The organism is Pseudomonas sp. MOIL14HWK12:I1 (assembly GCF_000510705.1).
In the GTDB taxonomy this organism is placed as follows: Bacteria; Pseudomonadota; Gammaproteobacteria; order Pseudomonadales; family Pseudomonadaceae; genus Chryseomonas; species Chryseomonas oryzihabitans.
This window is the reverse complement of sequence record NZ_AZNY01000003.1, coordinates 355,925-370,191: the sequence shown is the minus strand read 5'-3', so window position 1 is coordinate 370,191 and position 14,267 is coordinate 355,925. Positions and strand designations below refer to the sequence as shown.

The window sequence follows — 14,267 nt, the reverse complement described above, 5'->3', positions numbered from 1 at the left end:
GGATTGCCAGATCCTGGAGCCGCTGCCGTCGAACGACGGCGACCTAGCCGGCAAAACTCAAAAGGTTTCCTTGAGTGCCTGATAGCGCTCTTGAAGTTCCCGACGGATCTGCCGGCGCTGCTGGGCCTGCACACAGCGCCGCTTCTCGTCCGCGGTCACGGGTTCCAGCTGGGGCACGGGGCAGGATTTGCCGTTCTCGTCCACCGCCACCATGGTGAAGAAGCAACTGTTGGTGTGGCGCACCGAACGCTGCTGGATGTTCTCGGTGATGACCTTGACGCCGATTTCCATGGAAGTGGTCCCGGTGTAGTTCACCGAGGCGAGAAAGGTCACCAGTTCGCCGACATGCACCGGTTCGCGAAAGATCACCTGATCCACCGAGAGGGTCACCACATAGCGTCCGGCATAGCGGCTGGCGCAGGCGTAGGCCACTTCGTCGAGGTGCTTGAGCAGGGCGCCGCCGTGGACATTGCCGGAAAAGTTGGCCAGGTCCGGGGTCATCAAGATGGTCATGCTCAACTGGTGGTTGCCGGCTTCCATGGGCGAATCCTCGAGGGGGAAATCCTGTAGACGGCGCACCGACGCCGTCTGTCACAGCCGTCAACGGCCGGCGGACAGCCCGAAGTCGATGGGCAGGTCGGCGCCGGAAATGGCCGCCGCCTGGGGCTGGCAGAGGAAGTAGACGAATTCGGCCACCTCTTCCGGCTGGATGAAGCGCGCGGTGTCACCCTGGGGATAGCGATTGAGCAGGTTGCGGCGATACCCGGCCGGATCGCCGCTGCCATAGTGGGCGGCCTGGAAGTCCAGCATGGGGGTGTCGATGTCCCCTGGCGAGACGGCATTGACCCGTACCCCATCGCGCGCCAGCTCCACCGCCAGATTCTGGCTGAAGAAGCGCACCGCGGCCTTGGCCGCGCCATAGGCCGCCGCGCCGGCGATGGGCTGGCGTCCGGCGCCGCTGGCGACGTTGATGATGACGCCGCGATTTTCCTTGAGGAAGGGGATGGCCGCCGAGCACATGAAGAAGGTGGCCTTGAGATTGACCGCCATCACCAGGTCGTAGTCGTCCTCGGTAAAGGTCTCGACCTCGCCTTCGCGCCAGATGCCCGCCGCGTTGATCAGGGCATCCAGGCGCCCGGTACGGGCCATGACCTTGCTGACCAGGGAACGGCAGCCCTCGGCGCTGGAGATATCGGCGGTCACGCTGGAATCCAGGCCGACGATGCCGTTGAGGCCATGCAGGCCCTCGGCATCGCGGTCGGCGGCGGCGACGCGCCAGCGACTCTGGGCGAAGCGTTGCGCCAGGGCGCGGCCGAGGCCGCCCGCGGCACCGGTGATCAGGACGACGGGAGTGCTCATGACGCATCCTCCGTAAGTGATGGCCTTATCCAGACCCATGCGCAGCGGGGTCGTTCAGTAGCGGGCCGGTCAGCTTTCCAGCCAGACGTCGCGCGCCCAGACCCAGACCGAATCCCAGGATTCGTCGGTCAGGTCGCCATCTTCCCACAACAGTACCTCGCCTTCCTGGCTGACGCAGTAGTAGCCGTCGTCGCTGGCGCAGAGGGGGATGTACTCGCGCGGCAGGCCTTCGTCCCAGGCGGTGGCAGCCACTTCCGGCAGGTAGGTATGGGACTGGGGATCGGTGACGGTCACCGGCTCGATGCGGCCATAGACCACGTCGCTGACGGTCAGCAGGAACTCGCGGAATTCCGGCGGCAGGCTGATGAGCAGTTCTTCCTCGATCTCGACCAGCAGGTCTTCGTCGGGCAGCTCCAGGGGTACGGGAACGGGTTCGTTTTCTTCACGCAGGCGTTCGATGACGTCTTCCATAGCAGGCCTCTCTCGAAATGCGCACCGGATAAAGGGAAAAGAGGCGCGCAAGGTTAGCAGTTCAGTCCGGGATAACGGCAGCTTCCGTGCGGACTTGATAGCGGTTTCGAGAGATGTTCGGCAGGCGGCGCCCATGAAAAAGCCCGGCTTAGAGCCGGGCTTTTCGGTGACGCGCCCTTATCAGGCGTTCTGGCGGATACCGGCCAGCAGCCAGGGCTGGTTCTCGCCGGCCATGCGCTCCATGCGCCAGCTTTCGCTGAACGGCTGGCCCTGGTCGAAGCGCGATTCCTTGGATACACCGTTGAAGGTGATGGTGGCGATGGTCTTGCCCTGCAGATCCTCGACACCGTCGAGGGTGGCGTTCAGGTTCTCGATGTAGGTGGACTGGAAGCCCTCGCCCAACGCGGCGCGCTCGTCACGCAGCCACTGCAGCATCTGCGGGGTGACGAACTCGGAGATCTTGTCCATCTCGTTGGCGTCCCAGTGCTGCTGCAGGTTCATGAAGTGCTCGCGACCGGCGGCCACGAAGCGCTCGGCATTGAACCAGCTCGGTGCGTTGATCACCGGCGCGGCGCCAGCGGCGGCACCGCCGAACAGACCGCCATTGTTGGGCTGGTTGGGCATCTCGCGCTGCATCGGCGCATGACCGGCGACGGCGGGCTGCGGACCGGCCTGCTGCTTGCGACGGGCGATCAGGCGGAAGATCACGAAGGCGATGATCGCCAGGATCAGGAAGTCGAAGAACTGGAAGCCTTCGAAGCCGTCACCCATGAACATGGAGGCGAGCAGACCACCGGCGGCAATACCGGCCAGCGGGCCGAGCCAGCGCGAGGCACCACTGGGACGGGCGGCGGCGGCGGCGCCAGCACCGGCGGCGGGCGCGGCCATGCCCGGCTGCTGGGTCGGCGCGGCCTGGCGGGTCTGGTGAATGGGCGCGGCGCCAGCGGACTTGCCGGCGCCCATGCGTTTGGCATTGGCATCCAGGCTGAGCGTGAGGCCCAGGCACAGGATCATGAAGAAGCTCATCAGGCGTTGCATGTGGTGTTCTCTCTGTGAAGAGTCTGGTGTTGAATACATCTTGCGCTGCCCGGTCAAGTACAGCCAGCGTGAATTGTTTCGGTATTTTGCCCTGTCGGCGTTACCTGGAAGCAGGGCGCCAAGTGCTTGCGACCGTTGAAAATTTCCAAGCACATCAATCTATTACAGATTTTTGCAAAATCCGTCACAAGAGTTTGCAGATGCTAGTCTTGGACTCCAGTCAGCGCAGGTGTCGGGAGAGTGCCCGGCCCGTCATAGGAGGGCCCGGCCGATGCATGCTCTAGCTTTTATCCAGGACATGGCCGTCATCATGCTGGTGGCCGGCGTGGTGACCATCCTCTTCCACCGCCTCAAGCAGCCCGTGGTCCTGGGCTACATCCTCGCCGGCTTCATCATCGGACCCCACACCCCGCCATTCGGTCTGATCCACGACGAAGAAAGCATCAAGACCCTCGCCGAGGTGGGGGTCATCTTCCTGATGTTCAGCCTCGGCCTGGAATTCTCGCTGCGCAAGCTGTTCCGGGTGGGTGCCACGGCCTTCATCGCCGCCTTCCTCGAGATCAGCCTGATGCTCTGGCTGGGTTACCAAGTGGGCCAGATGTTCGGCTGGTCGCATATGGATTCGCTGTTCCTCGGCGCCATCCTGGCCATCTCCTCGACCACCATCATCGTCAAGGCGCTCAACGAGCTGAAGATGAAGCACGAGCGCTTCGCCCAGCAGATCTTTGGCGTGCTGATCGTCGAGGACATCCTCGGCATCGGCATCATCGCCCTGCTGTCGGGCCTGGCGGTGAGCGGTTCGGTGGAACCGGGCGCGGTGGCCTCGACCCTGGGCAAGCTGAGTCTGTTCATGATCGTGGCGCTGGTCATCGGCATCCTGCTGGTGCCACGCCTGCTGGCCTACGTGGCCAAGTTCGACAGCAACGAGATGCTGCTGATCACGGTGCTGGGGCTGTGCTTCGGCTTCTGCCTGCTGGTGGCCAAGCTTGAATACAGCGTGGTGCTGGGTGCCTTCCTGATCGGCGCCATCATGGCCGAGTCGCGGCAGCTGCTTAAGATCGAGAAGCTGGTGGAACCGCTGCGCGACATGTTCAGCGCCATCTTCTTCGTCGCCATCGGCCTGCTGCTCGATCCCAAGGTGCTGGTGGAATACGCTTGGCCGATCACCGTGATCAGCGTCGCCGTGGTGCTGGGCAAGATCCTCGCCTGCAGCCTGGGGACCCTGATCGCCGGCAACGATGGCCGGACCTCGCTGCGGGTCGGCATGGGCCTGGCGCAGATCGGCGAGTTCTCCTTCATCATCGCCACCCTCGGGATCACCCTGGGCGTCACCAGTCATTTCCTCTATCCGGTGGCGGTGGCCGTGTCGGCGATCACCACGCTGCTGACACCCTATCTGATCAAGGCCGCCGATCCGCTGGCGCTGTGGATCGGCCGCTGGTTGCCGCAGCCCATGCAGCGGGTGCTGGGCATCTATGGCGAATGGCTGCGCAGCATCCAGCCCCAGGGCGAGAAGGCGGTCCTGGCCGGCATGATGAGGCGCATCCTGCTGCAGGTGGGCATCAACCTGTCGCTGGTCATCGCCATCTTCCTTGGCGGCGCCTATTTCGCTGGCGGCCTGGCCGGCTGTCTCAGCACCTGGATCACCGATCCCGATCTGCAGAAGGCCTGTATCTGGGGCGGGGCCCTGCTGCTGTCGCTGCCCTGCCTGATCGCCGCCTATCGCAAGCTCAAGGCCCTGGCCATGCTGATGGCCGAACTCAGCGTGCGGCAGAACCAGGCTGGCCGCTATACGCAGCCGGTACGGCGACTGGTCAGCGAGCTGATCCCGCTGCTGTCGCTGGCCGGCATCCTGGTGCTGCTGGCCGCGCTGAGCAGCAGCATCCTGCCGCGTGGCGAGCTGCTGCTGCTGATCGGCCTGGTCGCGGTGGTGGTGATCGCGGTGCTGTGGCGCTGGTTCATCCGCGTCCATTCGCGGCTGCAGATCGCCTTCATCGAGACCCTGGAACAGGACAAGGGCGGACACCCTTAGGCCGCTTTTGCGGAATCCAGCCATTGCCCACCGGGGATCGACGCGGCAGAATCGCTCTAAGTCGGCCGTTTGAATAAGCGGATCGATGGCAAGGGAATGCGCAATGCAGGAAATGGGCTTGGCCGCTTTCTGCCGTCCGGCAATCTCCCACCGGCGGTCAGGCTCTTTTCCTGCGCCCTTTTAAGAGGCTGTTCAAAGTTTCGCGAGCTAGAGCGAAACAAGGCGGAAAGACCCGAGGAAGCGGAGTTTACGAGTGGTAAATGAGCATTCCGAGGGGCTTTTCAACGCAGTTTGGCCGACGCGCAGCAAACTTTGTATAGGCTCTCAGGGCCGCCAGGCCAGCAGCAGCACGCCCCCGCCGATGGCGGCGATGCCGCACCACTGGCGCAGGTCCAGGCGCTCACCCAGCAGCGCCACGCCAAAGATCGCCACCAGCACCACGCTCAACTTGTCCACTGGCGCCACCAGCGAGGCGGGGCCCAGCTTGAGCGCCCGGTAGTAGCACAGCCAGGACAGGCCGGTGGCCACGCCCGAAAGCAACAGGAACAGATAGCTGCGACCGGCGATGCTGGCCAGGGGTTGCGCCTGCCCGGTGGCCAGGACGATGGCCGCCAGGACCACCACGACCACCAGGGTGCGCAGCAGGGTGGCGAAGTCGGCATTGACGTGTTCCACGCCCAGCTTGCCGAAGATGGCGGTGAGGGCGGCGAACGCCGCCGCCAGGAGCGCCCAGAACAGCCAGGAGGTGGTCATGGCTAGAGCGGTTCGAGCTTGGCGTAGCTCACCATCAGCCACTTGCTGCCTTCGGACTTGAAGTTGACCTGCACCCGGGCATGGGCGCCGGAGCCCTCGTAGTTGAGGATGACGCCGTCGCCGAACAGGGCGTGGCGCACCGGCTGACCGAGACTGAAGGTGGTTTCTGGCACCGGGGCCTGGGCGAAGGGACTGGGTCGGCTGCTGGCGAAGGGCTGCTTGACCGCATTGGACAGCCGCACTTCCTGGATCAGGCCGTCCGGTACCTCGCGGACGAAGCGCGAGACCTTGTTGTAGGTCTCGCTGCCATAGAGCCGGCGGGTCTCCGCATAGCTCATCACCAGGCGGCGCATGGCGCGGGTGATGCCCACGTAGGCCAGGCGGCGTTCCTCTTCCAGGCGGCCGGGTTCTTCCAGGCTCATCTTGTGCGGGAACAGGCCTTCTTCCATGCCGGCCAGGAACACCAGGGGGTATTCCAGGCCCTTGGCACTGTGCAGGGTCATCAGCTGGACGCTGTCTTCGTGGCTGTCGGCCTGGGTGTCACCGGATTCCAGGGCGGCGTGGTCGAGGAAGGCCGCCAGGGGCGTCATCTCCTCGTCACCGCTGAAATCGAAGGAGCGCGCGGCGCTGACCAGTTCTTCCAGGTTTTCCACCCGCGCCTGACCCTTCTCGCCCTTTTCTTCCTTGTGGAAGGTGACCAGGCCGGTCTGCTCGATGATCTGCTGCACCAGGCTGTGCAGGGACAGGTCCTCGGCCTTGAGCGCCAGGGTGTCGACCAGCTCGACGAAGGCATTGAGCGCCGAGGCGGCGCGACCCGACACCGCGCGGGCGCCGACCAGGTCGTGCAGCGCCTGCCACAGCGAGGTGTTCTGCGCGCGGGCGGCGCTGCGCAGCGCCTCCACGGTCTTTTCGCCGATGCCCCGCGGCGGCACGTTGATCACCCGCTCCAGGGCGGCATCGTCATGGCGATGCTGGATCAGCCGCAGGTAGGCCATGGCGTTCTTGATCTCGGCGCGCTCGAAGAATCTCAGACCGCCATAGATGCGATAGGGGATCTTCTCGCGCAGCAGCGCCTCTTCCAGCACCCGGGACTGGGCGTTGGAGCGGTAGAGGATGGCCATCTCGCTGCGCCGGGTGCCCTTCTTGAACTCGCTTTCGATGGTCTCGACGATGTAGCGCGCCTCGTCGTGCTCGTTGAAGCCGGCATAGAGGGTGATGGCCTCGCCTTCACCGGTATCGGTCCACAGCTCCTTGCCGAGGCGGCCGAAGTTGTGGGCGATCAGGCCGTTGGCGGCCTTGAGGATGGTGTCGGTGGAGCGGTAGTTCTGCTCCAGGCGGATGATCTCGGCCGAGAAGTCCTCGTTGAACTGCTGGATGTTCTCGATCTTGGCGCCGCGCCAGCCATAGATGGACTGGTCGTCGTCGCCCACCACCATGAGGCTGGCGCCATTCTGGGCGAGGTGCTTGAGCCAGGCGTACTGGACGGCGTTGGTGTCCTGGAATTCGTCCACCAGCAGGTGCTGGAAGCGCCGCTGGTAGTGTTCCAGCAGGCTGGGATTGTTGCGCCACAGATCCAGGGCGCGCAGCAGCAGCTCGGAGAAGTCGATCACCCCGGCGCGGGCGCAGGCCGCCTCGTAGGCTTCGTAGATGCTGCGCATGGTGCTGAGGAAGAGATCGCCGGCGGCCTGGATGTGCTGCGGTCGCAGGCCTTCGTCCTTCTGGCCGTTGATGAACCACTGCGCCTGGCGTGCCGGCCAGCGCTGCTCGTCGAGGCCCAGCTCGCGGATCACCCGCTTGACGATGCGCTGCTGGTCGTCGCTGTCGAGGATCTGGAAATTCTGCGACAGCCCCGCTTCCTGCCAGTGCGCGCGCAACAGGCGGTGGGCCAGGCCGTGGAAGGTGCCGACCCACATGCCCTGCGGACTCATGCCGAGCAATTGCTCGATGCGGTGGCGCATCTCGGCGGCGGCCTTGTTGGTGAAGGTCACCGAGAGGATGGAGTGCGGCGAGGCGCGCTCGACCTGGATCAGCCAGGCGATGCGGTGCACCAGCACCCGGGTCTTGCCCGAGCCGGCACCGGCCAGGACCAGTTGGCGACCCAGGGGCGCGGCCACGGCCTGACGCTGGGCATCGTTGAGGGAATTGAGCAGCAGGGAAATGTCGTCGTTCATCGCCGCATTCTACCGATGCGGCAGAAGGAGCGCCAAACCGGACGGATGGGAGGCGAGGCGGGTGGCGCAGGGCAGCGGACCCCCCAGCCAGCGGGGCTGGCGGGGGGCAGAGTAATGTTTGCAGTCGGCGCCTCAGGCGGCGATCGGCGAGCGCCAGTCGTCGGAACCGGAGGTGCCGGAGACCTCGTGGGTCCAGACGATCTTGCGGTAGGTGAAGTAGACGTCTTCCAGGTGGGTGAAGTGCGCCATGCTCGGGTCCTGGCAGTTGGGCATGCGCGACTGGACGTCGACGATGATGGCGTCCTCCAGTTCGATGGTGAAGTAGTGTTCCTGGGTGCCGGTGGCCGAGGTGCGGTACCACTCCAGGCGGCACTTGCCGAGGCGTTCGCCGGAGGTGAGGGCGTTGAAGATCAGCGGCGAGGCCTTGTCGAACACCTTGGTGATCATCAGCGGCTTGTGCACGCGCTGGCCGGTGGGCTGACCCGACTGGGGATCGCGGGGAATGATCACCTGGTGATTGAAGGCCTGGACCAGGATCTGGTCTTCGTGACCTTCCTGGAAGATGTTGCCGACCGAGTCCTCGGTAAAGGTGCCGGCGGTGATCAGGCCTTGCTTGGTGCCTTCGAGGGACAGGTACGCGGGGGTTGGCATGGTGCTCTCCTTGCCTGGTGATAGGCCTTCATGGCCCGGGTACCAGGAGCTAACAAGGGCTATGCCAGAACCGAAAATTCCTTTCTGATCAGTGGGTTGAAAAAGCACTACAGGGGCGGGGCAGAGCAACTGTGCGCCACCGCTCGGGAATCTGCGCAAGGCCTTGCGCAGAGCGGTTCAAAAGCTGCTCGGGCTCAGGTAGTCGGTCGTGCGGATGACTACCAAGTGCCGATACGGGCGCGAAAAAGACCGTGCTGAATCGTAATGACCAAGAGCCTTGGCGACCGTTATGTAGTATAAGTACGACGCACTACATCCGCCCGCTAGACGAGATACGCCTGTGAACCTCATGCAACACATTGCTCAATCCCGCCACCTGCTGCGCAAGTCGGAGCTCAAGGTCGCCGAGCAGGTCATGGTGGATCCGGCTGCCGTCATGCACAGCTCCATGGCCGACCTCGCCCACAACGTCGGCGTCAGCGAGCCCACCATCGTGCGTTTCTGCCGCGCCATCGGCTGCGACGGCTTCCAGGATCTCAAGCTGCGCCTGGCCCAGAGCCTGGCGGCGGGGGCCAGTTTCGGCCAGTTCGCCATCCACGAGAACGATGCGGTGGAAGACTTCAGTCTGAAGATCTTCGACACCACCCTGCATACCCTCATGGACGTGCGCGAGCGCCTGGACATGCGTGCGCTGGAAACGGCGATCGAGGCGATCGCCAAGGCCCAGCGGGTGATGTTCTACGGCTTCGGCGCCTCGGGCTCGGTGGCCAACGACGCCCAGCACAAGTTCTTTCGCCTGCAGCTCAGCGCCACCGCCTATTCCGATCCGCACATGCAGGCGATGTCGGCGGCGACCCTGACGGCCTCCGATGCGGCCATCTGCATCTCCCAGTCGGGCCGCTCCAAGGACCTGCTGATCACCGCCAACCTGGTGCGCGACAACGGCGCGGCCCTGATCACCATCTGCCCGGGTCAGACGCCGCTGGCCGATCTGTCGACGGTCAACATCGCCATCGACGTGCACGAAGACACCGATATCTATGTGCCCCTGACCTCGCGGATCGCCCACCTGGTGGTGATCGATGTGCTGGCCATGGGCGTGGCCATGTCCCGCGGTCCGGCCCTGGTCGAGCACCTCAAGGGCGTGAAGCGCAGCTTGCGCAGCCTGCGGTTGTCATCGAAATCGACCAAGCACAGCGACACCCAATAGTCGTCTTTTTGTCGCCAAATCGTCACCTGTTAGGGTGAAGCTGCCCATTCCGATCCCAGCCCGGAGGAATTGGCATGACCGCTCTCATCCAGGAATCCAGCGTTCGTCTCGACAGCAAGACCCGCAGAAAGCTACAGGATCAACGGCGGATGAAATTCCGCCGCGCCATCGAAGCCCGTGCCGAAGAGCAGCGACTCGCCGTGGAACTCGATGAATTGCTGTTTCTCAATCAGCTGCTTGACGAGCGCCAGGCCCAGCGCCGACAGCAGGCTCCAGGGCAATACCTAACGCATTGATCAGGCTGCGCTGGCTGCGCAGGTAGTCGACGAAGGCCTGAGCCACCGGCGACAGCGGCTTGCCACGTACCTGCACCACGCACCAGGAGCGGCGCAGCGGCAAGTCGGCGACGTCCAGCTCGACCAGGCTGCCGGCGGCGAGATCACTGCGAATGGCCTGGCGCGGCAGCAGCGCCATGCCGAGTCCGGCGCGGACCGCCTCGCGCTGCGCCTCGAAGGCGCCGATCTCCAGCTGTTCGGCGAAGTGCGCGCGCTTCTGCTTGAGATAGTCCTCGCAGGCCTGGCGCGTGCCGGAGCCGACCTCGCGTACCAGCAGCGGATAGGCCGTCAGATCGCGCAGGCTCAGGCCATGGCGGCCGGCCAGGGCATGGCCCGGGCGCGCCACGGCGACGATGGCGTTGTCCAGCAAGGGCAGGAAATCCAGGTCCGAGCCACTGGGCACCCCGGACATCAGCGCCACGTCCTCGCGATTCTCCGTCAGTCGACGCAGCACCCGGGCATGGTTGCCCACGGTCAGCGCCAGATCGACCTGGGGATGGCTGCTGCGGAACTGGCTGAACAGGTGCGGCGCCAGGTACTGAGCGCTGCTCTCCACCCCTAGGCGCAGCTGGCCGTGCAGGGCACCGCGCAGATCTGACAGCTGCATGTCCAGGCTGCCCAGGCGGGCGAAGAGATCGCGCCCGGTCTGGCGCAGGGCCTCGCCGGCTTCGGTGAGGTAGAGGGTGCGATTGACGTAGTTGAACAGCGGGGCGCCCACCACCTCTTCGAGCTGACGGACCTGCAGGCTCACTGCCGGCTGGGTCAGCGCCATGATGTCGGCCGCGCGGCTGTAGGAGCGGGCTTCGCACACGGCCTCGAATACCTGCAATTGGCGAAAGGTGAGCCGCATCAGGGGCTTGCGCATGGGCATTTCAGAGATCCATAAGGGATGACTTATGGAGTATCCAACAATTATTTATTTTCCATAAGAGAGACCCTGGCGTAGCTTCAGGTCACCGGCAATAACAAGCGGCTGCAGGCTGCAGCAGACAAGGAGCCAGGTGTGATCAAGAAGATACTTATCGCCAATCGGGGCGAGATCGCCGTGCGCATCGTGCGTGCCTGTGCCGAGATGGGCATTCGCTCGGTGGCGGTCTACTCCGATGCGGATCGCCAAGCGCTCCACGTGAAACGTGCCGACGAAGCTCATGGCATCGGCAGCGATCCGCTGGAGGGTTATCTCAACCCGCGCAAGCTGGTGAACCTGGCCGTGGAGACCGGTTGCGACGCCCTGCATCCCGGCTATGGCTTCCTTTCGGAAAACGCCGAGCTGGCGGAAATCTGCGCCCAGCGCGGGATCCGCTTCATCGGGCCGTCCGCCGAGGTCATCCGGCGCATGGGCGACAAGACCGAGGCCCGGCGCAGCATGATCGCCGCCGGCGTGCCCTGCACCCCGGGCACCGAGGGCAACGTGGCGGACGTCGCCGAGGCCCTGCGCGAAGGCGATCGCCTCGGGTATCCGGTGATGCTCAAGGCCACCTCCGGCGGCGGCGGTCGCGGTATCCGCCGCTGCAACTCCCGCGAGGAACTGGAGCAGGCCTATCCGCGGGTGATCTCCGAGGCGACCAAGGCCTTCGGCTCGGCCGAGGTGTTTCTCGAGAAGTGCATCGTCAATCCCAAGCACATCGAGGCGCAGATCCTCGCCGACAGCCACGGCAACACCGTGCACCTGTTCGAGCGCGACTGCTCCATCCAGCGGCGCAACCAGAAGCTGATCGAGATCGCGCCCAGCCCCCAGCTGACCCCCGAGCAGCGCGCCTACATCGGTGATCTCGCCGTGCGCGCGGCCAAGGCGGTGGGTTACGAGAACGCCGGCACCGTGGAATTCCTGCTCGCCGAGGGCGAGGTGTATTTCATGGAGATGAATACCCGGGTGCAGGTGGAGCACACCATCACCGAGGAAATCACCGGCATCGACATCGTTCGCGAGCAGATCCGCATCGCCTCGGGCCTGCCGCTGTCCTTTGCCCAGGAAGACGTCCAGCACCGCGGCTTCGCCCTGCAGTTCCGCATCAATGCCGAGGACCCGAAGAACAACTTCCTGCCGAGCTTCGGCAAGATCACCCGCTACTACGCGCCGGGCGGACCGGGGGTGCGCACCGACACCGCCATCTATACCGGCTACGTGATCCCGCCGTACTACGACTCTATGTGCCTCAAGCTGATCGTCTGGGCGCTGACCTGGGAAGAGGCCATGGATCGCGGCCTGCGCGCCCTGGACGACATGCGCGTGCAGGGGGTGAAGACCACCGCGCCCTATTACGGGGCCATCCTACGCGATCCCGAATTCCGCAGCGGGCGCTTCAACACCAGCTTCGTGGAAAGCCATCCGGAGCTGACCCAGTACTCGATCAAGCGCAACCCGACGCACCTGGCCATCGCCATCGCCGCCGCCATCGCCGCCCACGCCGGTCTGTAAGGACGACAGAACAATGAAAAGCATCCAGATCACCGACACCATCCTGCGCGACGCCCATCAATCGCTGCTGGCGACCCGCATGCGCACCGAAGACATGCTGCCGATCTGCGCCAAGCTCGACCAGGTCGGCTACTGGTCGCTGGAAGTCTGGGGCGGCGCCACCTTCGACGCCTGCGTGCGCTTCCTCAAGGAAGACCCCTGGGAGCGTCTGCGCCAGCTGCGCAAGGCGCTGCCCAATACCCGGCTGCAGATGCTCCTGCGCGGCCAGAATCTGCTCGGCTACCGGCACTACAGCGATGACGTGGTGGAGGCCTTCGTCGAGCGCGCCGCCGCCAATGGCACCGACGTCTTCCGCATCTTCGATGCCATGAACGATGTGCGTAACCTGGAAACCGCCATCCGCGCGGTCAAGGCCAGCGGCAAGCATGCCCAGGGCACCCTCTGCTACACCACCAGCCCGGTGCACACCGTCGCGGCCTTCGTCGACCAGGCGCGGCGCATGGCCGACCTGGGCGTGGACTCCATCGCCATCAAGGACATGGCCGGCCTGCTGACGCCCTATGCCACCGGCGAGCTGGTCAAGGCGCTCAAGGAGGCCCTGACCCTGGACGTGGTGGTGCACTCCCACGACACCGCCGGGGTGGCCGCCATGTGCCAGCTCAAGGCGGTGGAGAATGGCGCCGATCGCATCGACACGGCGATCTCCAGCATGGCCTGGGGCACCAGCCACCCGGGGACCGAATCCATGGTCGCGGCCCTGCGCGACACGCCCTACGACACCGGCCTGGACCTGGAGCTGCTGCAGGAGATCGGCCTGTATTTCCATGCGGTGCGCAAGAAGTACCACCAGTTCGAGAGCGAATTCACCGGGGTCGACACCCGGGTGCAGGTCAACCAGGTACCGGGCGGCATGATCTCCAACCTGGCCAACCAGTTGCGCGAGCAGGGCGCCCTCAATCGCATGAACGAGGTGCTGGAAGAGATCCCGCGGGTGCGCAAGGACCTGGGCTATCCGCCCCTGGTGACCCCGACCTCGCAGATCGTCGGCACCCAGGCGTTCTTCAACGTGCTGGCCGGCGAGCGCTACAAGACCATCACCAACGAGGTGAAGCTCTATCTGCAGGGCCGCTACGGCAAGGCGCCGGGCGCCATCTGCGAGCAGCTGCGCAAGCAGGCCATCGGCCAGGAAGAGGTCATCGAGGTGCGGCCGGCCGATCTGCTCAGTCCCGAGCTGGCCCGGCTGCGCGCCGAGATCGGTGACCTGGCCAAGAGCGAAGAAGACGTGATGACCTTTGCCATGTTCCCCGACATCGGGCGCAAGTTCCTCGAGGAACGCGCCGCCGGGACCCTGGTGCCGGAAGCCCTGCTGCCCATGCCCATGCCCTCGGCCGATGGCGTGGCCGCGGTGGGCGGCCAGGGCGTGCCGACCGCCTTCAGCGTCGACGTGCACGGCGAGACCTACCAGGTGGACATCACCGGCATCGGCCTCAAGAGCGAGGGCAAGCGGCACTTCTACCTGTCCATCGACGGGGTGCCGGAAGAGGTGGTGTTCGAGGCCAGTGGTGACTTCGTCGCCGAGGGCGGTCAGCGGCGGCGCCAGGCGGAGCGTCCGGGCGACGTCAGCACTACCATGCCGGGCAACATCGTCGAGGTGCTGGTCAAGGAGGGTGACCAGGTCAGGGCCGGGCAGGGCGTGCTGGTCACCGAAGCCATGAAGATGGAAACCGAGATCCAGGCGCCCATCGCCGGCACCGTCACCGCGGTGCGGGTGGCCAAGGGCGACCGAGTCAATCCGGGCGAGGTGTTGATCGAAATCGAAGGCTGAGAT

13 protein-coding genes are annotated in these 14,267 nt (G+C 65.0%); 5 read left to right on the top strand and 8 right to left on the bottom strand.

What is annotated here, in order from left to right; genetic code table 11:
- Nucleotides 1-57: 57 nt before the first annotated feature.
- The 4 genes from PSEK12I1_RS0101660 to PSEK12I1_RS0101645 form a co-directional block, all read right to left on the bottom strand.
- Nucleotides 58-540 (bottom strand): acyl-CoA thioesterase, encoded by a 483-nt coding sequence (locus tag PSEK12I1_RS0101660; RefSeq protein WP_007160109.1) that lies wholly within the window; start codon nucleotides 538-540, stop codon nucleotides 58-60.
- 60 nt (nucleotides 541-600) lie between these two features.
- Entirely contained in the window at nucleotides 601-1,359 is a 759-nt protein-coding gene (locus tag PSEK12I1_RS0101655) for an SDR family NAD(P)-dependent oxidoreductase (protein ID WP_007160108.1), read from the bottom strand.
- A 69-nt stretch (nucleotides 1,360-1,428) separates the two neighbouring features.
- The gene (locus PSEK12I1_RS0101650; protein ID WP_007160107.1) at nucleotides 1,429-1,830 is read right to left on the bottom strand and encodes an SMI1/KNR4 family protein; all 402 of its coding nucleotides are present in this window, start codon (nucleotides 1,828-1,830) and stop codon (nucleotides 1,429-1,431) included.
- Between the two features lie 180 nt (nucleotides 1,831-2,010).
- A complete protein-coding gene (locus PSEK12I1_RS0101645; RefSeq protein ID WP_027600496.1) occupies nucleotides 2,011-2,868 on the bottom strand; it encodes a Tim44 domain-containing protein in 858 nt (285 codons plus the stop codon).
- 271 nt (nucleotides 2,869-3,139) lie between these two features.
- Between PSEK12I1_RS0101645 and PSEK12I1_RS0101640 the strand changes: the two genes are divergently transcribed.
- A complete protein-coding gene (locus PSEK12I1_RS0101640; RefSeq protein WP_027600495.1) occupies nucleotides 3,140-4,900 on the top strand; it encodes a cation:proton antiporter in 1,761 nt (586 codons plus the stop codon).
- Between the two features lie 324 nt (nucleotides 4,901-5,224).
- On the opposite strand, the gene PSEK12I1_RS0101635 is transcribed toward PSEK12I1_RS0101640, so the two are convergent.
- From PSEK12I1_RS0101635 to PSEK12I1_RS0101625, 3 genes are all read right to left on the bottom strand, one after another.
- On the bottom strand, nucleotides 5,225-5,653 hold the full coding sequence (locus PSEK12I1_RS0101635; protein WP_007160104.1) for an EamA family transporter: 429 nt from the start codon (nucleotides 5,651-5,653) through the stop codon (nucleotides 5,225-5,227).
- Between the two features lie 2 nt (nucleotides 5,654-5,655).
- Nucleotides 5,656-7,824, bottom strand: coding sequence for a DNA helicase II (uvrD, locus tag PSEK12I1_RS0101630; RefSeq protein WP_027600494.1), 2,169 nt, complete (start codon nucleotides 7,822-7,824; stop codon nucleotides 5,656-5,658).
- Between the two features lie 132 nt (nucleotides 7,825-7,956).
- The gene (locus tag PSEK12I1_RS0101625) at nucleotides 7,957-8,475 is read right to left on the bottom strand and encodes an Hcp family type VI secretion system effector (RefSeq protein ID WP_017639168.1); all 519 of its coding nucleotides are present in this window, start codon (nucleotides 8,473-8,475) and stop codon (nucleotides 7,957-7,959) included.
- 340 nt (nucleotides 8,476-8,815) lie between these two features.
- On the opposite strand from PSEK12I1_RS0101625, the gene hexR reads away from it, so the two are divergent.
- Nucleotides 8,816-9,685, top strand: coding sequence for a transcriptional regulator HexR (hexR, locus tag PSEK12I1_RS0101620; protein ID WP_007160102.1), 870 nt, complete (start codon nucleotides 8,816-8,818; stop codon nucleotides 9,683-9,685).
- Nucleotides 9,686-9,759: 74 nt separating this feature from the next.
- Entirely contained in the window at nucleotides 9,760-9,981 is a 222-nt protein-coding gene (locus PSEK12I1_RS24185; protein WP_074583361.1) for a PA3496 family putative envelope integrity protein, read from the top strand.
- Here PSEK12I1_RS24185 and PSEK12I1_RS0101615 read toward each other — a convergent pair.
- Entirely contained in the window at nucleotides 9,911-10,885 is a 975-nt protein-coding gene (locus PSEK12I1_RS0101615) for a LysR family transcriptional regulator (protein WP_027600493.1), read from the bottom strand. The two genes, PSEK12I1_RS24185 and PSEK12I1_RS0101615, sit on opposite strands and share 71 nt — an antisense overlap.
- 138 nt (nucleotides 10,886-11,023) lie before the next feature.
- On the opposite strand from PSEK12I1_RS0101615, the gene PSEK12I1_RS0101610 reads away from it, so the two are divergent.
- Together PSEK12I1_RS0101610 and oadA are read left to right on the top strand one after the other, a co-directional pair.
- Nucleotides 11,024-12,439: an acetyl-CoA carboxylase biotin carboxylase subunit gene (locus tag PSEK12I1_RS0101610; RefSeq protein ID WP_027600492.1), complete on the top strand. Its 1,416-nt coding sequence runs from the start codon at nucleotides 11,024-11,026 to the stop codon at nucleotides 12,437-12,439.
- A 13-nt stretch (nucleotides 12,440-12,452) separates the two neighbouring features.
- Nucleotides 12,453-14,264 (top strand): sodium-extruding oxaloacetate decarboxylase subunit alpha, encoded by a 1,812-nt coding sequence (gene oadA, locus PSEK12I1_RS0101605; RefSeq protein WP_027600491.1) that lies wholly within the window; start codon nucleotides 12,453-12,455, stop codon nucleotides 14,262-14,264.
- Nucleotides 14,265-14,267 lie beyond the last annotated feature (3 nt).

Bases quoted from the DNA above. Each gene is read 5' to 3' on its own strand.
- PSEK12I1_RS0101660 (WP_007160109.1), bottom strand. From the start codon at position 540: ATGGAAGCCGGCAACCACCAGTTGAGCATGACCATCTTGATGACCCCG.
- PSEK12I1_RS0101655 (WP_007160108.1), bottom strand. From the start codon at position 1,359: ATGAGCACTCCCGTCGTCCTGATCACCGGTGCCGCGGGCGGCCTCGGC.
- PSEK12I1_RS0101650 (WP_007160107.1), bottom strand. From the start codon at position 1,830: ATGGAAGACGTCATCGAACGCCTGCGTGAAGAAAACGAACCCGTTCCC.
- PSEK12I1_RS0101645 (WP_027600496.1), bottom strand. From the start codon at position 2,868: ATGCAACGCCTGATGAGCTTCTTCATGATCCTGTGCCTGGGCCTCACG.
- PSEK12I1_RS0101640 (WP_027600495.1), top strand. From the start codon at position 3,140: ATGCATGCTCTAGCTTTTATCCAGGACATGGCCGTCATCATGCTGGTG.
- PSEK12I1_RS0101635 (WP_007160104.1), bottom strand. From the start codon at position 5,653: ATGACCACCTCCTGGCTGTTCTGGGCGCTCCTGGCGGCGGCGTTCGCC.
- uvrD (WP_027600494.1), bottom strand. From the start codon at position 7,824: ATGAACGACGACATTTCCCTGCTGCTCAATTCCCTCAACGATGCCCAG.
- PSEK12I1_RS0101625 (WP_017639168.1), bottom strand. From the start codon at position 8,475: ATGCCAACCCCCGCGTACCTGTCCCTCGAAGGCACCAAGCAAGGCCTG.
- PSEK12I1_RS24185 (WP_074583361.1), top strand. From the start codon at position 9,760: ATGACCGCTCTCATCCAGGAATCCAGCGTTCGTCTCGACAGCAAGACC.
- PSEK12I1_RS0101615 (WP_027600493.1), bottom strand. From the start codon at position 10,885: ATGCGCAAGCCCCTGATGCGGCTCACCTTTCGCCAATTGCAGGTATTC.
- oadA (WP_027600491.1), top strand. From the start codon at position 12,453: ATGAAAAGCATCCAGATCACCGACACCATCCTGCGCGACGCCCATCAA.